Source organism: Nonomuraea candida (assembly GCF_000725485.1).
GTDB lineage: Bacteria > Actinomycetota > Actinomycetes > Streptosporangiales > Streptosporangiaceae > Nonomuraea > Nonomuraea candida.
The window spans coordinates 1-15,676 of record NZ_JOAG01000027.1; the positions used below are offsets into that span (position 1 = coordinate 1).

17 protein-coding genes are annotated in these 15,676 nt (G+C 74.2%); 10 read left to right on the forward strand and 7 right to left on the reverse strand.

What is annotated here, in order from left to right:
- On the reverse strand, positions 1 to 1,431 hold a 1,431-nt coding region (locus IO39_RS24870), incomplete at its 3' end, for a HAMP domain-containing protein (RefSeq protein ID WP_043628242.1).
- A 453-nt stretch (positions 1,432 to 1,884) separates the two neighbouring features.
- On the opposite strand from IO39_RS24870, the gene IO39_RS54750 reads away from it, so the two are divergent.
- Positions 1,885 to 2,052 carry a hypothetical protein gene (locus IO39_RS54750; protein WP_157548858.1) on the forward strand — a complete coding sequence of 56 codons (168 nt, stop codon included), beginning with the start codon at positions 1,885 to 1,887 and terminating at the stop codon, positions 2,050 to 2,052.
- 5 nt (positions 2,053 to 2,057) lie between these two features.
- Here the strand turns inward: IO39_RS54750 and IO39_RS24875 are convergent, their stop codons facing one another.
- Entirely contained in the window at positions 2,058 to 2,996 is a 939-nt protein-coding gene (locus IO39_RS24875; protein WP_043627806.1) for an aldo/keto reductase, read from the reverse strand.
- A gap of 88 nt (positions 2,997 to 3,084) precedes the next feature.
- Between IO39_RS24875 and IO39_RS24880 the strand changes: the two genes are divergently transcribed.
- Positions 3,085 to 3,714, forward strand: coding sequence for a TetR/AcrR family transcriptional regulator (locus IO39_RS24880; protein WP_043627809.1), 630 nt, complete (start codon positions 3,085 to 3,087; stop codon positions 3,712 to 3,714).
- 130 nt (positions 3,715 to 3,844) lie between these two features.
- Here IO39_RS24880 and IO39_RS50925 read toward each other — a convergent pair whose 3' ends face one another.
- Positions 3,845 to 4,972 carry a hypothetical protein gene (locus tag IO39_RS50925; RefSeq protein WP_052423338.1) on the reverse strand — a complete coding sequence of 376 codons (1,128 nt, stop codon included), beginning with the start codon at positions 4,970 to 4,972 and terminating at the stop codon, positions 3,845 to 3,847.
- A gap of 368 nt (positions 4,973 to 5,340) precedes the next feature.
- Between IO39_RS50925 and IO39_RS24890 the strand changes: the two genes are divergently transcribed.
- The 7 genes from IO39_RS24890 (at position 5,341) to IO39_RS24920 (ending at position 11,346) form a co-directional block, all read left to right on the forward strand.
- Positions 5,341 to 6,423: a sensor histidine kinase gene (locus IO39_RS24890; protein ID WP_157548860.1), complete on the forward strand. Its 1,083-nt coding sequence runs from the start codon at positions 5,341 to 5,343 to the stop codon at positions 6,421 to 6,423.
- On the forward strand, positions 6,420 to 7,064 hold the full coding sequence (locus IO39_RS24895) for a response regulator transcription factor (RefSeq protein WP_043627811.1): 645 nt from the start codon (positions 6,420 to 6,422) through the stop codon (positions 7,062 to 7,064). Before IO39_RS24890 ends, IO39_RS24895 begins: the two co-directional genes overlap by 4 nt.
- A 113-nt stretch (positions 7,065 to 7,177) precedes the next feature.
- Entirely contained in the window at positions 7,178 to 8,311 is a 1,134-nt protein-coding gene (locus IO39_RS24900) for a sensor histidine kinase (protein ID WP_157548862.1), read from the forward strand.
- Positions 8,312 to 8,339: 28 nt separating this feature from the next.
- Positions 8,340 to 9,041, forward strand: a complete 702-nt coding sequence (locus tag IO39_RS24905; protein WP_245642202.1) for a response regulator transcription factor — start codon at positions 8,340 to 8,342, stop codon at positions 9,039 to 9,041.
- Between the two features lie 61 nt (positions 9,042 to 9,102).
- Positions 9,103 to 9,831, forward strand: a complete 729-nt coding sequence (locus IO39_RS24910; RefSeq protein ID WP_043627813.1) for an ABC transporter ATP-binding protein — start codon at positions 9,103 to 9,105, stop codon at positions 9,829 to 9,831.
- Positions 9,828 to 10,619 carry an ABC transporter permease gene (locus IO39_RS24915; RefSeq protein WP_043627816.1) on the forward strand — a complete coding sequence of 264 codons (792 nt, stop codon included), beginning with the start codon at positions 9,828 to 9,830 and terminating at the stop codon, positions 10,617 to 10,619. Before IO39_RS24910 ends, IO39_RS24915 begins: the two co-directional genes overlap by 4 nt.
- Before the next feature lies 1 nt (position 10,620).
- Complete coding sequence (locus IO39_RS24920; RefSeq protein WP_052423341.1) at positions 10,621 to 11,346, forward strand: ABC transporter permease; 726 nt, start codon at positions 10,621 to 10,623, stop codon at positions 11,344 to 11,346.
- A 31-nt stretch (positions 11,347 to 11,377) separates the two neighbouring features.
- Here the strand turns inward: IO39_RS24920 and IO39_RS24925 are convergent, their stop codons facing one another.
- Positions 11,378 to 11,962 (reverse strand): TetR/AcrR family transcriptional regulator, encoded by a 585-nt coding sequence (locus tag IO39_RS24925; RefSeq protein ID WP_043627818.1) that lies wholly within the window; start codon positions 11,960 to 11,962, stop codon positions 11,378 to 11,380.
- A gap of 104 nt (positions 11,963 to 12,066) precedes the next feature.
- Here IO39_RS24925 and IO39_RS24930 point away from each other — a divergent pair, with 104 nt between their 5' ends.
- Complete coding sequence (locus IO39_RS24930) at positions 12,067 to 12,804, forward strand: nitroreductase (protein WP_052423342.1); 738 nt, start codon at positions 12,067 to 12,069, stop codon at positions 12,802 to 12,804.
- 171 nt (positions 12,805 to 12,975) lie between these two features.
- On the opposite strand, the gene IO39_RS24935 is transcribed toward IO39_RS24930, so the two are convergent.
- From IO39_RS24935 to IO39_RS24945, 3 genes are read right to left on the reverse strand one after another with little or no spacing between them, the layout of a single operon-like run.
- Positions 12,976 to 13,692: an FkbM family methyltransferase gene (locus tag IO39_RS24935; protein ID WP_043627820.1), complete on the reverse strand. Its 717-nt coding sequence runs from the start codon at positions 13,690 to 13,692 to the stop codon at positions 12,976 to 12,978.
- Between the two features lie 42 nt (positions 13,693 to 13,734).
- Complete coding sequence (locus IO39_RS24940) at positions 13,735 to 14,430, reverse strand: response regulator (protein ID WP_043627822.1); 696 nt, start codon at positions 14,428 to 14,430, stop codon at positions 13,735 to 13,737.
- Entirely contained in the window at positions 14,427 to 15,647 is a 1,221-nt protein-coding gene (locus IO39_RS24945) for a sensor histidine kinase (RefSeq protein ID WP_084773443.1), read from the reverse strand. Before IO39_RS24945 ends, IO39_RS24940 begins: the two co-directional genes overlap by 4 nt.
- Between the last annotated feature and the right edge of the window lie 29 nt (positions 15,648 to 15,676).

Sequence of the window (15,676 nt, forward strand, 5' to 3'; positions counted from 1 at the left end):
GGCCATGGAGTTGACGTTGTCGGTGAGGTTCTTCCAGGTGCCGGCCACGTTGGGCACCCGCGCCTGCCCGCCGAGCTGGCCCTCCGTGCCGACCTCGCGCGCGACCCGGGTCACCTCGTCGGCGAACGCGCTGAGCGTGTCGACCATCGTGTTGATCGTCTGCGCCAGCACCGCGACCTCGCCCTTGGCCTCCACGGTGATCTTCTGCGACAGGTCGCCGCGCGCCACGGCGGTGGCCACCTGCGCGATGCTGCGCACCTGGCTCGTCAGGTTGGAGGCCATGACGTTGACGTTGTCCGTCAGGTCCTTCCAGGTGCCCGACACGCCACGGACGGTCGCCTGGCCGCCCAGGTTGCCCTCGGTGCCCACCTCGCGCGCCACCCGGGTCACCTCGTCGGCGAACGCCGAGAGCTGGTCGACCATCGTGTTGATGGTCTCCTTGAGCTCCAGGATCTCGCCCCGCGCGTCCACCCGGATCTTCTGCGACAGGTCGCCGCGCGCGACCGCGGTGGTGACCTCGGCGATGCTGCGGACCTGCGCCGTCAGGTTGTCGGCCATGACGTTGACCGACTCCGTCAGGGCCTTCCAGGTGCCGGAGACGCCCTTGACGTCGGCCTGGCCGCCCAGTCGGCCGTCGGTGCCCACCTCGCGCGCCACGCGGGTCACCTCGTCGGCGAAGGAGGAGAGCTGGTCGACCATCGTGTTCAGGGTGTTCTTCAGCTCCAGGATCTCGCCCCGGGCCGAGACGGTGATCTTCTGCGACAGGTCACCCCTGGCCACGGCGGTGGCCACCTGGGAGATGTTGCGCACCTGGTCGGTGAGGTTGCCGGCCATGAAGTTCACCGAGTCGGTCAGGTCGCGCCAGGTGCCGGCCACGCCCTTGACGTTGGCCTGGCCGCCGAGCTGGCCCTCGGTGCCGACCTCGCGGGCGACCCTGGTCACCTCGTCGGCGAAGGAGGAGAGCTGGTCGACCATCGTGTTGACGGTGTTCTTCAGCTCCAGGATCTCGCCCCGGGCGTCCACCGTGATCTTCTGTGACAGGTCGCCGCGCGCCACGGCCGTGGTGACCTGGGCGATGCTGCGCACCTGGTCGGTGAGGTTGCCCGCCATGGCGTTGACCGAGTCGGTGAGGTCCTTCCACGTCCCCGAGACGCCCGGCACGTCGGCCTGGCCGCCCAGCCGGCCGTCGGTGCCCACCTCGCGGGCCACCCGGGTCACCTCGGAGGTGAACAGCGCGAGCTGGTCCACCATGCCGTTGAACACCGAGGCGATCTCGCCGAGCAGCCCGTCGGCGTCCCCGGGCAGCCGGTGGCGGAAGTCGCCGTCCCTGACCGCCGTCAGCCCCGCCAGGAGCTGCCGCAGCTCTTGCTCGCCGACTTGCGCGTTTCCGGGGGTGGTGGAACGCGAGCCCTTCACCGATGCGTCACTCATGTCCCGCCTCTTCGTCGTGCCCGGCAACCTGAGCTGCCAGCCTCATGGGTCCGTCGCTCCATAGTGCCGGGGACACGGCCGCCGACTCGAACGTCCCGTTGCCGCCGGTTTGTGAGAGTACTAGATCCTCACAGTGCTTCACCCCGTCCAGCCTGCCGCAACAACGCTCCGCACGCGCCGGAGCCACCTATTTCCGTGGCCCGCGGCATCTCGGGCGGCGCGTCAGCCGGGGGCCGCGCGCGGCCGGGATCAGCCGGCCGGCGTGCGGTCCCGGTGCGGGGCCTGCGGAAGGATCTGCACGGCCCGCGGCATCGGCGTGGAGGTTCTCGATCGGCCTGCCCGATCGCGGTGACGGCGACGTAGGCTCGATGCATGGGAGGACGGGCGCGGCGCCGGCGTGGCGGCGATCAGAGCCGCGGTCGCCGCCTCCTCGCGTCCGTCTCAGGCGCGACCATGCTGTTCAGCATCGCCTCCAACTTCGGGGAAGCACCCGAGTGGCATCAGGTCGTCCTGGGAGCCGCGGCGGTGGCCGGAGCCGTGGCGGTGGCCGCACCGCCGCGTGCCGTCACCGGCCGGCTTCAAAAAAAATCCTTCCAGTTCGTTGAACAATCCGTGGCTTGAGGCCTTCAGGGGCGCGGGAAGGTCAGCGGGCGCGCCGGGATGGTGTCGAGGGAGGCGAGGGTCTCCTGGTCGAGCTCGATCGAGCCGGCCGCCAGGTTCGCTTCGAGGTGGCCCGGGTCGGCGGTGCCCGGAATGAGCAGCACGTTGGGGGCGCGGTGCAGCAGCCAGGCCAGGGCGACCTGCGCCGGGGTGCAGCCCAGGTGCCGGGCGGCGGCGAGCACGGCAGGCTCGTCGGTCGCCTTCGCCAGGCCCGGGAACGCGCCGCCGAGGGGGAAGTAGGGAACCCAGGCGATCCGCTCGTCGGTGCAGAAGCGGAGCAGGTCATCGTCGTCGCGCGCCACGAGGCTGTGCACGTTCTGCACGCAGGCGATGCCGGCGGGCAGGGCGCGGCGCACGACGTCCGGGGTCACGCTGCTCAGCCCGATGGCGCCGATCTTGCCTGCGTCGCGGAGCGCGATCATCTCCGCGAGCTGGTCGTCGAGGTCGACGACCTGGTCGCCGGGGACGGGAATGGTGATGCCCGCGTCCACGCGGCGCAGGTTCATCACCTCGATCCGCTCCACCCGCAGCGCGGCGAGGTTGGCCTCGACCTCGGCCCGCAGCTCGTGGGGCCGTTGCGCCAGGCGCAGCGGCATCGGGCCGCCGGGGTCGGAGACGGCGCCGACCTTGCTGACGACCAGGACGTCGTCCCCGGGGCGGAGCGCCCGGCGGATGACGTCGTTGACGAAGCCGTCGCCGTAGAACTGGGCGGTGTCCACGTGGTCGACCCCGAGGTCGATCGCGCGGCGCAGCAGGGCGACGGCGGCGTCGCGATCGCCGCTCAGGCGCTCCAGCTGCATGGCGCCGAATCCGACGCGCGAGACGGTGCGGCCGGCCATCAGGCCGGCGCCTCCGGGCCGCTCGGTGCGGGCCGGGGCGGAAGCGGGGATGCCTTCGGATGTCACGGGCTACCTGCTCTCATGAGAAAATGAGAAGGAGAAACGGAGGTGCCTCCGTTACGTTCACTGTACCACTACCGGAGGTGCCTCCGTTTTGACTCCGTCCACGACGCCACCGTCCGGCGCTCCCGCGGACCCGCCCGATCCGGCGGGCCAGCCGGTACGACGCGACGCCCGGCGCAACCGCGACAAGCTCATCGCCGCCGCCCAGGCCGCCTTCACGGCCGCCGACGGCCCGGTCACCCTGGAGGCCATCGCCCGCCAGGCCGGAGTCGGCATCGGGACCCTGTACCGCCACTTCCCCACCCGCGAGGACCTCGTCGACGCCGTCTACGCCGCCGAGCTCGACGCCGTCACCGCGAGCGTCCCCGCCCTGCTCGACCGGCATCCCGCCGACGTCGCCCTCCGGGCCTGGATGGGCCGGTACGCCACCTTCGTCGCCACCAAGCGCGGCATGATGGAGACGCTGCGCGCGGGGATCGCCTCCGGGCGCATCGCGCCCCCCTCGCGCGAGCGCGTCACCACCACGATCGCCGTCTTCCTCGAACGCGGCGCCGCGACGGGGACGCTCCGCGCGGAGGTGGAGCCCGACGACGTCACCGCGCTGCTCGTCGGCGTGTTCCTCGCCATCGCCTCCGGCGCCTCCCAGGAGCAGGCCGGCCGCCTGCTCGACCTCCTCACCGACGCGCTCCGCCCGCGCACGGAGGCCGGCCCGGCCGCGTGACCACCGGTCCCGCCGCTGCGGGCAGGGCGCGCAGCGCTCGCGGGGTCATCGAGGCGGCGGGCTCGCCGCGAGCCGCCGGCTTCCCGCCGGCCACGCGGCCGGGCCTGTCGCGTACGGCGGCGTCCTCGGCTCACCTGCCGTCGCTCTCCCCGGGAACGGCCACGGGAGCTGCCCACCCGGCGGACGGCGTGGCAGCTTCGGCGGCGGCGCTGCGGCGTGCCCGGTAGGCGAAGACCGCGGCGCCCAGCAGCGGGCCCCACACCGGGCACGGGAACATCAGGACGAACAGCACGCCGTCCCACCACGAGCCCATCTGGACGGCCCCGGCCAGCACGCCGGGGGCCGACACGCACAGCGCCACCGCGCCGAACGCGCCCGGCCCGACGGCCAGCGCCACCGGGACGGGCCGGCCGCCCGACCAGGGCACCCAGCGCGGCACGACCTCGCCCCAGCGGCCGATGAGGCCGAGCGTCAGCACGACGGCCACGACCGCGCTCAGGCCGATCAGGAAGCCCTGGATCCGGGTGGCCGCGTCGCCGGCCTCCGCGGCGATCAGCGTGATGTGGCCGGTCCGCGGGTCGTAGCCGCCGAGCGGCCAGGGCGTCGCCCACGTCAGCCGCGCCACCGCGTACGGCACGGGACACAGGGCGGCCGCGATCGTGACGGCCCTCCCCCAGCGCGGCACCGTCACCCCGCGCCCGCGCGCGAACGAGCCGTACGCGACCCACGCCCACCCGACCGCGGCGCCCGCCATCGCCCACGACCAGGCGATCCGCCCGCCGTACACGGCGAACCCGGAGGCCACGTTGACCAGGTAGCGGGGGACCGCGTCGGTCATCATCAGCGACGCGATCAGCCCGGCCGGGAGCAGCACCGCCAGGACGTACGCGACGGGCCGCCGGCGTACGCATCCCGCCGCCACCAGTCCGGCGACCCCCAGCAGGGCGGCGGGGATCAGCGCGTACCCGATGGACGACAGCACGGACGCGTCGGACATCACCAGCAGGAAGAAGGCGCTCTCGGCCGCGGCGACCGCGCCGGCGGCCCTGGGCCGGGACCGGAGGGCGAGCGCCGCCAGCACGCCGAGCACGCCGGCGGCCGCCATCAGCCCCACGCCCGGCCCGCGCTCGATCCAGTGGTTGACGCCCACCGTGACCGTGGCGGCCGCGCCGTACGGGTAGCTGCCGGGGACGAACCACCACAGGGCCGCCACCGCCAGCGTCGCCGCGGAGATCGTCGATGCGGTCAGACGGCGCATGCTCACTTCCCCCCGATCCCGCGTCCGCCGGCCGCCCCCGGCCGCCGGCCGGACCCGGCGGCTCCCCACCCGGGGACCGTCCGGTCGTCGGGAGGCGGGCTCGCCACCGTCATTACCGCCGGCAGGCCCGCCTTCAGGCGACCGGGAGGCGGGCTCGCCTCCAGACGACCGGGAGCTGGGCTCGACACCGTCGTCGCCGGCAAGCCGGCCTCCGGGCGGCCGGGGGGCGGCGTGCCGGGCCGTCTCACCGTGAGGGTCGTGGTGGTGGTTGCGCTGTTCATGACTGTGAGGCTCACAGCCCGGCGGCGGGCGGACATCCCCCGGATGGGGGAAGGGACGGCCCGGCGGTCCGGGCTACCATCGCCGACGTGAACGGACAGATCGGACGTGCCGTGCGGGCGCTCCTCTACCAGGCGCTGGGCGCGGCGCTGCTGACCCCGGTCGCCGTGGTGCTCGGCCTGGCCATCCTGAGCGAGCCCACGCCGGCGCGCGTCCTGGTCCTGTGGGCGGCGTGCCTGCCCGCCTCGGTGCTGCTCGCCCTGGCGCCGCTGGTGCGGCGCATCGAGATCGCCGCGCTGGCCGAGCTGCTCGGCGTGCAGGTCTCCGACCGGGCCGACCGGGTCTACCTGGTGGCGCTGACGAGCCTGCACCTGTACGGCGGCGCGACGCTGGGCGCGGGCGTGCTCCTGCTGTCCCCGGGGCTGGTCCGGCTGGGCGATCTGGCGCTGTGGCGCGACAGCCCCGCCGCCCAGGCCGAGCCGCTGGCGGCCGTGCTCGCGGTGGCGGCCGCCATGGTCGCGGCGGGGTTCGGGCAGCGGTGGGCGGCGCGCCGCCTGCTGCGCGCCGAACCGTCGCGCATGCTGGAGGAGCTCGGCCGCCGCCAGGCCGTCGCGCTGGAGCTGCACGACGCGGTCGGGCACGCGCTCAGCGTCGTCCTGGTGCAGGGCATGGCCGCGCAGGCCGCGCTCCAGCGTCCCGCCCCTCGTCCCGAGCACGCCGCGCGCTCGCTGGAGCACCTGCTCGACACCGCCCGCGCCGCCCAGGAGGACCTCGACGTGCTGCTCGGCGTGCTCGACGACGGCCAGGCGGCACGTACGCCCACGCTCGACGCGCTTCACACCCTCACCCGCGGGCTCGACGTCCGCGTGACCGCCGGCCGCCTTGACCGCATCCCCCCGGCCACCTCCCGCACCGCCTACGCCATCGCCCGCGAGGCGCTCACCAACGCCCTGCGCCACGGGTCCGGCCCCGTCACGCTCGACGTCGGCACGGACGCCCCCGGCGAGCTGGTGCTGACCGTCGAGAACGCCGCCGCCGGCTCCCCCGCCCCACCGGCCGGGGGCCGGCGCGGCCTGACGGGCATGCGCATGCGGGCCCGTCTCGCCGGCGGAACGTGCACCGCTCTGCAGGCCGGAACGACCTGGCGCGTCGAAGCGAGGCTGCCGCTGTGATCCGTGTCGTCCTGGCCGACGACGAGCCGCTCATCCGCGAGGGATGGGCCGCGATGCTCTCCCTCCACGACGACCTCGCGCCCGTCGCCCAGGCCGCCGACGGCCTGGAGGCCGTCGAGGCCGGCGCGCGCGCCGACGTCGTGCTGATGGACATCCGCATGCCCCGCATGGACGGCCTCGCCGCCACCGTCGAGCTGACCCGCCGTTCCCCGTCCACCCGCGTCATCGTGGTCACCACCTTCGAGAACGACCAGCTCGTGTGGGCCGCCCTGCGCGCCGGAGCGGCCGGGTACGTGCTCAAACGCGCTCCGGCCGGCGAGCTGGTGGAAGCCGTCCGGCTGGTGCACTCCCGCCGCGCGGTGCTCTTCCCCGACGCGCTGCGCCGCATCGCCGCCCCGCACCACGGCAGCGCCCGGCCGCGCCGCCCGGTCACGCTCACGCCCCGCGAGCACGAGGTGCTGCGGCACATCACGCGGGGACGGGCCAACCCGGAGATCGCCGAGGCCCTGCACGTGTCGCGGGAGACGATCAAGACCCATGTGACCAACGTCCTGGGCAAACTCGGCGCCCGTGACCGCACCCACGCCGCCGTCCTGGCCTACGAACTCGGCCTGATCCTCCCCGGCATCGACCCCGCCTGAACCGGCCCCACGACGCCGCGCCCTTCCTGGTCGAACGCCTGGTCATAGGCGCGATCGCGGCCCAGGTCTGGCGGGCTTCGATGGCGGCCCCCGGCCCCGGCTAGGGTGAGGGGATGGTCGAGCGTCCTTCGTCGTCCCGGGGCAGGTGGGGCTCGGCGGGGTTGGACGCCGGTGCGGCGTTCGTCTGCGTCCTGGCCTTCTGGCTGCCGCTGGACGACCGGTTCGGGCCGTACGTGTCGGCCGGGCTGGTCGTGCTGCTCTTCGGCGGCATGCTGCTGCGGTCGTGGTCACCGCTCGCCGCGGTCGGCGTCGTCGCCGCGGCGAGCGTCGCTGGCCTGGCTCTGGGGTTGTCCGCCGATCCGTTCGTCGCCGTCGCGTGGACGCTGTATCCCGTGGCGGTGACGTGGGGGACCCCGAGGTCGCTGACCGTCGTCAAGGCGGCGACGGGCGCGGTCGTCGTGGTGATCGCCTTCTTCGGCACCGCCGACGGCGCGGGCGGCGTGCTGCGGTTCGTCATGCTGAGCCTGCTCGCGCTGGCCGGGTCCTGGCTGCTGGGCGGCACGACGCGGCGGGCGGTGCTGGAGGCCGAGCACGCGGCGCGGGCCGAGTCGCGGGCGGCGGTGGTGGCCGAGCGGCTGCGCGTGGTACGCGAGCTGCACGACGTCGTCTCCCACTCGCTGGGCACGATCGCGGTGACGGCGGGGGTGGCGGCCCGGGTGGGCGCCGACGACCCCGGCCGGCTGCGGGACAGGCTGGAGCAGATCGAGGTGGTCAGCCGGCAGGCGCTGGACGAGCTGCGTACCACGCTGGCCTCCGTCCGGGTGGGAGAGGAGGGCGCCGAGCGCCGGCCCATGCCGGGCATCGGGAACCTGCCGGCCCTGGCCGAGCGGGCGAGAGGCGGGGGTGTCGGGGTGAGCATGACGGTGACGGGGGTGGAGGCCGTGCCCCCGGGCATCGGCCTGGCCGTCTACCGGATCGTGCAGGAAGGGCTGACGAACGTCGTCCGGCACGCCGCCGGGGCGCACTGCGCCGTGACCGTGCGCGGCCGGGACGGCGAGGTCCTGATCACCGTCGCGGACGACGGCGGGGGGCCGCGGACGCCCGCGGGCGAGCCGGGGTACGGGCTGGCCGGCCTGCGGGAGCGGGTGGAGCTGCTCGGCGGCGGCTTCGCCGCGGGGCCCGGCCGGGACGGCGGGTTCGAGCTGCGCGCGACCATCCCGGTGCCGGAAACGGTGTCCCGTGGGTGAGCCCGTGCGCGAGCCCGTGGGTGAGCCTGTGGGTGAGCCTGTGCGCGAGCCCGTGCGTGAGCCCGCGGCCGGGCGGGCCGAGGTGCTGATCGCCGAGGACGAGGACCTGCTGCGGGCCTCGCTGCGCGAGCTGGTGGACAGCGACCCGCGGCTGGTCGCCACGGGTGAGGCGCGCGACGGGCGGGAGGCGGTCGCCGCGGCGGAGCGGCTCCGGCCCGACGTCGTCCTCATGGACGTCCGCATGCCCGTCATGGACGGCCTCACGGCGACCCGCCTCATCTGCGAGCGGCGGCCGGCGGTCAAGGTCGTGGTCCTGACGACGTTCGACCTCGACGAGTACGTCTACGAGGCGCTGCGCGCGGGCGCCTCGGGGTTCCTGCTGAAGAACGCCGTCCCGGAGGACATCCTGCGGGCGATCCGCACCGTCCACGACGGCAACGCCATGCTCGCCCCCGAGGTGACCAGGCGCCTGATCGCCGACTGCTCCCGGGGCAGAGGCCGGCCCCGGCCGGACCCGTCGCCGTTCGGCGCGCTGACCGAACGCGAGCGGGACGTGGTGGCGGCCGTCGTGCGGGGCATGTCGAACGAGGAGATCGCCGCGGCGCTCTTCCTCAGCCGGGCCACGGTGAAGACCTACCTGAGCCGGCTGTTCCTCAAGCTCGGCGTGCGGGATCGCACCCAGCTCGTCATCCTCGCCTACGAGTCCGGGTACGTGGACGGCCTGGGCTGACGGCCCGATGTCAACCTTTGGCCGATGCGCCCGGCGCGGCCCGCTTGCCACGCTGAAGACCATGATCGAGATAGTCGGACTCAGCAAACGCCGCGGGAAGAGGCTGGTGGTGGACGACGCCGCTTTCACGGCCGTCCCGGGCCGCGTGACGGGGTTCCTCGGCCCGAACGGCGCCGGGAAGTCGTCCACGCTGCGCATCCTGCTCGGCCTGGACCACGCCGACTCCGGCGCCGCGCTGATCGGCGGCAGGCCGTACCGGAAGCTCCGTGACCCGCTGCGCACGGTGGGGTCGTTGCTCGAAGGCAGCGGCGCGCACCGGTCCAGGACCGCGCGGGCGCACCTGACGTGGGTGGCGCGCAGCAACGGCATCCCGAAGGCGCGGGTGGGTGAGGTGCTGGACGAGACCGGGCTGGCGAACGTCGCGGGCAAGCGCGTCGGCACGTTCTCGCTCGGCATGGGGCAGCGGCTCGGCGTGGCGGCGGCCCTGCTCGGCGAGCCGGAGGTGCTCGTCCTCGACGAGCCGGTCAACGGCCTCGACCCGGACGGCATCCGGTGGATCAGAGGGCTGCTGAGGGCGTACGCCCGGGCCGGGCGCACCGTGCTGGTCTCCAGCCACCTGATGAGCGAGATGGCGGAGACCGCCGACGACCTGGTGGTGATCAGCGCGGGCAGGATCGTCGCCCAGGGCTCCCTGTCCGAGGTGACCGCCGGGCACGCCTCGCTGGAGGAGGCGTTCTTCGCCCTGACGGCCCCGGGCCACCCCTCGCGTGACGCGCGGAGCACGCCGTGACCTTGCGGAACACCGTCGCCGCCGAGCTCAGGAAGCTGCTGGCTCTGCCCTCGGCCCTGATCGCCCTCGCCCTCGGCGCGCTGGCCACGCTCGGCCTCGCCGCCATGTCCACCCGCTCCATGCGGAGCAAGCTCGACCTCGGCGACCCCACCGCGCTGGCCCACACCACCACGATGGAGGTCGGCTTCAACCTCATCCCCGCCGGGGCCATCGGCGCGATCGTGCTCGGCGTCGTCGCCGTCAGCAGCGAGTACACGCCCAACGGCAAGGACGTCGGCGGCGGCCGGCAGATCCTGGCCAGCCTCACCTGCACCCCGCGGCGCGGCCTGCTGCTCGCCGCCAAGACGATCGTGCTGGTCCTCGTCACCGCCGTGTTCGCCGCCGTCACGATCTCCGCCACGATCGCGCTGTCCCAGGTCCTGCTCGGCGCGCACGGCCATCCGCCGGGCGAGGTGGTGGCGGCCCTCGGCCCGCGGGCGGCGGGGGGTGTGGCGTACTGGGTGCTCATCGCGGTGATCGCCTTCGCGGTCACCGTCATGACCCGCAGCGGCATCGTGCCGCTGATCGTGTTCATCGCCAACACCACGCTGGTGTCGGTCACCTTCCTGCTGACCAGGCTCACCCCGCTGGCGAACTACCTGCCCGACGTGGCGGGAGCGGCGATGGTCGGGGTCTTCGCGCCCACGGAAGGCATGCTGGCTCCGCTGCCCGGCGGCCTCGTCATGGCCGCCTGGGCCGCCGGGCTGCTCGCCGTCGCCGCCCGCGTTTTCGTCCGGCGGGATGCCTGACATGACCAACGGCTTCCGGAACGTCGTGTCGGCGGAGCTCGTCAAGCTCCGCACCCTGCCCGCGGCGCTGATCACCATCGTCACGACCGTGCTCGGCGCGGCCCTGCTCGCGGTCGTCCTCGCCGCGGGGCGGGAACGGCTCGGCGGCTCGCCGTCGGCGGTCGAGGCCGCGCTCGGTGTCGTGGAGTACGCGCAGTTCGGGTTCGTCCTGCTCGGCATCCTGGCCGCCGCCTCCGAGTACGGCGGCGGCCAGATCCGCACGACCCTGGCCGCCGTCCCGGGCCGCGGGCTGCTCATGGCGGGCAAGGCGATCGCCTGCACGGTGACCATGTCGCTGACCGCGCTGCTCACCATCGGCGTCTGCCTGCTGGCGGCGCGGCTCACGCCGGGCATGAGCTGGAGCGGGGGGCACGCCGGCGGGCCGGCCGGCGCCTGGGCCTATCTCACGCTGATCGGCCTGCTCGGCCACGCCGTCGCGGCCCTGCTCCGTGACCTCATCGCCGCCCTGGTCACGATGCTGGCGCTCGTCCTCGTCGTGCCGCCCGTCCTGGCGGGCCTCACCACGTCGGCGGGCTACCTGCCCAGCCTGGCCGGGATGCGCATGTACGCCCTCGGACCGGCGCCGCAGGACGGTCTCACCCCCGTCCAGGGCGCGGCCGTCCTCACCGGGTGGCTGGTGCTCGCGCTGGCCGCCGCCCTGGTGTCCTTCCTGCGGAGAGACGCCTAGGGGCCCGCGCCGGCGCGGTGGCTCGTTCCGGTCATTCCGGCAGGCTGTGGGCGAGGAGGAGCTGGGCGGCGGCCCGCGCGTGCCGGCCGTAGCCGGCCTCGTCCAGCACCATGGCGCGGCTGGCGGCCCCGTCGGCGAGGGTGGCCAGTTGCTCGGCGAGCGCGGCGGGGTCGCGGCAGCCCAGTTCCGTCAGCAGCGTGGTGATCAATCGCACCATCCGCAGTTTCTGCTCGCGGGCGTAGGAGTGGACCGCGCTCGCGGGGTCGGGGAACTCCGCCGCGGCGTCGATGAACGGGCACCCGCGCACCGGGGCCGCGTCCGGGGAGGGCAGGTCGAACAGCCGCAGGATCCGCTCGCGCGGCGGGAGGTCCTCGCGGGTCAGCACGCTCTCCAGGGTGTCGCCCGAGGAGATGAGGTCGTGCAGGTGGGCCATCACCAGGTCGTTCTTGGTCCGGAAGTGGGCGTAGAGCGTGCGTTTGGACACCGGGGCCTCCTCCGCGACCTGCTCCATGCCGGTCGCGCCGATCCCCTGGGTCGCGAACAGCCGGGCGGCGGCGGCCAGGATGCGCTCGCGCCCGCCGCGCCCGGCCCGCCGAGGTGTTGTCGCCGTCTCCATGACCCAAGTGTACGCCCGCGTTTACTTCACTTCCGGCACGGTGGTAGCTTCGCATCAGGAGGTAAACACATCCGTTTACCTAAGTCGTCGTTGAGGAGTGCCTCATGAGCCGGTCGGAGACCATCGACCTGAGCAGCCCAGCCGAGCGGCTGATCCGCGGCCGACGCGCCACGCGCGCGTTCCGCCCGCAGCCCGTCCCCGAGGAGACGGTGCGCGCCATCTTCTCCCTGGCCGGCGCCGCGCCGTCCAACTCCAACGCCCAGCCCTGGCAGGTGGAGGTGGCCAGCGGCGCGGTGCGCGACCGGCTGGCGGAGGCCCTGCCCAGGGCCCACGCCGCGCAGCGCGTCTCAGTCGATTTCCCGTACTCGGATGACATGTACGCACACGTGCACCAGGCCCGGCGGGCGGAGTTCGGCGCCGAGCTCTACGGCGCGCTGGGCATCGGTCTTGACGACCACGCGGCACGGGCCGCCTACGACGCCGAGAGCCTGCGCTTCTACGGGGCGCCGCACGTGGCGTTCCTGTTCGTCACCGGCGACGGCGGGCCGCGGCTGGCCGCGGACGTCGGCGCGTACATGCAGACGCTGCTGCTGGCGATGACCGCCTACGGCGTGGACAACTGCCCGCAGGGGCTGCTGAGCTTCTACGCCGACACCGTCCGCGGCGAGCTCGGCGTCACCACGGGAAAGCTGCTGGTCGGCATCTCCTTCGGCTACGCCGACGAGAGCGCGCCGGTCAACCGGGTCAGCACCGGGCGGGCCGCGCTGGAGACGACCACGGCCTTCCACGGCTGGCCAGACGGCCGGGGCGCGCAGGAAAGGGTCACGCCAGGGTCCGGGTGAGCGTGCGCAGGCCCACGCCCTACCGCGTCCCGGACGGGCGGCTCGGCCTCCGGCAGGTCCGGCGACGCGAACGGTCCCGGTGCCGCCGAGCAGGGGTAGCGCACCCCCTGGGCCTCGAACCGGGGCGCGGGCCTGGCTGCGCGTGGCCCGCACGCTTGTGTGGCGGCCGCCTCACCCTGCCGTGAACAGGTAGTTGCGCCGGCGGGCGGTCACCCGGTCCGTACGCCGCCAGCGGCGCCCGTGCCAGAGGTGCATCCGGTAGCCTCGCTCGATCAGCGATCCGGCGACCTCGTCGGAGCTCCTGCCGTACTTGTCCAGGTGGCGCTGCTCGATCTCGATCAGGAGCGTGGGCCGGTGCTGCTCGATCGTCCACCTGGCCCCTTCCAGCACCTTCGCCTCGAAGCCCTCCACGTCTATCTTCATGAAGTCCAGGCGCGCGATCTCCCGCAGCTCGCACACGCGGTCCACGCTGTACAGCGGCACCTCCAGCGTCCTGGCGGCGGCGAACGTCCCCGGGTGCTTCAGCCCTTCCTCCAGGTGCGCCCAGCCGTGGATCGGCAGCCCGAGCCGGTAGGGCAACCGCAGCGTGCGCCACCCGAGCGCCGCCCCCAGCGCGGCATTGGTGACCCGCACGTTGCGTGCCCCCGAGGCCCGCACCCCCAGCTCCAGCAGCCGGTACGGCAGCGGCAGCGGTTCGAAGGCGTGCACCTGGCCGGCCGGCCCGGCGAGGCGGGCCAGGGGATGTGTGTACATCCCGTACGCGGCGCCGATATCGAAGCAGACCGCTCCCGGCCGGACGAAGGCGGACAGGCCGAGCAGTTCGGGTTCGCTGAGGGAGAGCGTCGCTCCGGCCCGCAGCAGCGCGGCCGTAGCCGTCAATCTGATCATGCGGCCGACGGTAGGAAGAGGACGCGGAGCGGCGGATCCCCCTCAGGAGCGCAGCCGCGGGCCGCGCCGTGCCCCCGGAGAGGGAGCGCCGGCCACCACCAGGCCGCTCTCATAGGCGAACACCACCGCCTGCGCCCGGTCCCGCAGCCCCAGCTTGGTGAAGATGCGTCCCACGTGTGACTTCACGGTCTCCTCGGCGATGGTCAGCTCCCCGGCGATCTCGGCGTTGGCCAGCCCGGCCGCCACCAGCCGCAGGACGTCCCGTTCGCGGCCGGTCAGCGTGTTCAGCCGCAGCGACTCGGCCTCGTCCAGGGGCCGGCGGGAGGTGAACTCCTCGATGAGCCTGCGGGTGACCGAGGGCGCCAGCAGCGCCTGGCCGGCGGCGACGACGCGGATGGCGGTGATGAGGTCCTCCGGCGGCGCGTCCTTCAGCAGGAAGCCGCTGGCTCCGCCGCGCAGGGCCGCGTACACATAGTCGTCGATGTCGAAGGTGGTCAGGATCAGCACCTTGGTGTCACGGCCGGCGCCGATGATGCGGCGGGTGGCCTCCAGACCGTCGAGGTTGGGCATGCGTACGTCCATGAGCACGACGTCGGGCCGCAGCTCCCGGGCGGCCGCCACCGCGTCCAGGCCGTCGCGGGCCTCCCCGAGCACCTGGAGGTCGGGCTGGGCGGAGATCAGCGCCGCGAACCCGGCTCTGATCATCGCCTGGTCGTCGGCCACCAGCACCGTGATCATGCATCATCTCCCTTCGGCAGCCTGGCGCGTACGGTGAAGCCGCCCTCTTCCGTCGCGCCCGCACGGAACTCGCCGCCGAGCGCCGACACCCGTTCGTACATGCCGATCAGCCCGAGCCCCGGCCCGGTACGAGCGCCGGGGACCCGCGCCTCCACCGCTGGGGCGGTCCGGGACGGGGGCGGCTCGTTGTCCACCTCCACCGCCACCCCGTCGGGGCCGGCCCGGACCACGACGGTCGTGCCGGCGGCCGGCGCGTGGCGTACGACGTTGCTCAGCGCCTCCTGGGCGATCCGGTAGACGGTGAGCGACTCCACCGGCGACAGCGACGGCTCGCCGGCGACCGTGAACCGGACGGGCACGCCCGCCAGGCGTACGGACTCCACGAGCTCTTTCAGGTCGGCCAGGCCGGGCTGCGGCGCGGTCCGGGCCGGGCCGTCCGTGCCGCGCAGGGCGCCGAGCAGGAGGCGCATGTCCCGCAGGGACGCGCGGGCGGCGGCGTTGATGGCGGCGAACTCCCGGGCGGCCGGCTCGCTCACCCCGCCCTCGACCCGGTAGGGGGCGCTGGCCGCCTGCACGGCGATCACCGACATGTGGTGGGCCACCACGTCGTGCAGCTCCCTGGCGATGCGGGCCCGCTCCTCGAGGATCCGCCTGCGCCCCACCTCCTCGGCCGCGCGCAGGGTGTCGGCACGCCGCGCCCGGCGGGCATCGCCCACCAGCACGGCGGCCAGCAGCACCGTGCACCAGCTTCCCACGCCGGTCACCACGGCGACCGGGCCCACGACGTCCAGCAGCACGACCGTGGCCGCCCCCGCCACGACGGTGACGACACAGGCGATCACCGTCACCCGGCGCGGGGCCGACAGGGCCAGCACGAACATGACGGGCACCTGGGCGAACAGCAGATTGAAATACCACGGCAACGGCGTCATCGAACTGCCCAGCACCACCCCGGCACAGGTGATGACAGGGCCGGCCACCGCCATGACCACCCACGCGGCGAAGGGCCGGTACCACGCCAGGAGCACCGGGAGGGACGCCGGCACGGCCGCCGGCACGGCGAGCGCCCCGAAGTCCCCGGCCGCCGCGAAGAGCGCCGCATTGCCGACGAACAGGATCCCGGCCAGGACCGCGAAGGGGCCGCGCCGGAGCATCGGGCGCTCCGTGCCGGGGGAGGCGGGTATCCGCAGGTCGTACAAATCCCGAACAGCCCCCATGCCGCTCACCCTACGGCTCCGACAGGTCG

What these genes read in the sequence shown, in the direction of transcription:
- IO39_RS24910 (WP_043627813.1), top strand. Translation starts at nt 9,103, where the DNA reads ATGATCGAGATAGTCGGACTCAGCAAACGCCGCGGGAAGAGGCTGGTG.
- IO39_RS24935 (WP_043627820.1), bottom strand. Translation starts at nt 13,692, where the DNA reads ATGATCAGATTGACGGCTACGGCCGCGCTGCTGCGGGCCGGAGCGACG.
- IO39_RS50925 (WP_052423338.1), bottom strand. Translation starts at nt 4,972, where the DNA reads ATGCGCCGTCTGACCGCATCGACGATCTCCGCGGCGACGCTGGCGGTG.
- IO39_RS54750 (WP_157548858.1), top strand. Translation starts at nt 1,885, where the DNA reads ATGCTGTTCAGCATCGCCTCCAACTTCGGGGAAGCACCCGAGTGGCAT.
- IO39_RS24900 (WP_157548862.1), top strand. Translation starts at nt 7,178, where the DNA reads ATGGTCGAGCGTCCTTCGTCGTCCCGGGGCAGGTGGGGCTCGGCGGGG.
- IO39_RS24930 (WP_052423342.1), top strand. Translation starts at nt 12,067, where the DNA reads ATGAGCCGGTCGGAGACCATCGACCTGAGCAGCCCAGCCGAGCGGCTG.
- IO39_RS24925 (WP_043627818.1), bottom strand. Translation starts at nt 11,962, where the DNA reads ATGGAGACGGCGACAACACCTCGGCGGGCCGGGCGCGGCGGGCGCGAG.
- IO39_RS24940 (WP_043627822.1), bottom strand. Translation starts at nt 14,430, where the DNA reads ATGATCACGGTGCTGGTGGCCGACGACCAGGCGATGATCAGAGCCGGG.
- IO39_RS24945 (WP_084773443.1), bottom strand. Translation starts at nt 15,647, where the DNA reads ATGGGGGCTGTTCGGGATTTGTACGACCTGCGGATACCCGCCTCCCCC.
- IO39_RS24920 (WP_052423341.1), top strand. Translation starts at nt 10,621, where the DNA reads ATGACCAACGGCTTCCGGAACGTCGTGTCGGCGGAGCTCGTCAAGCTC.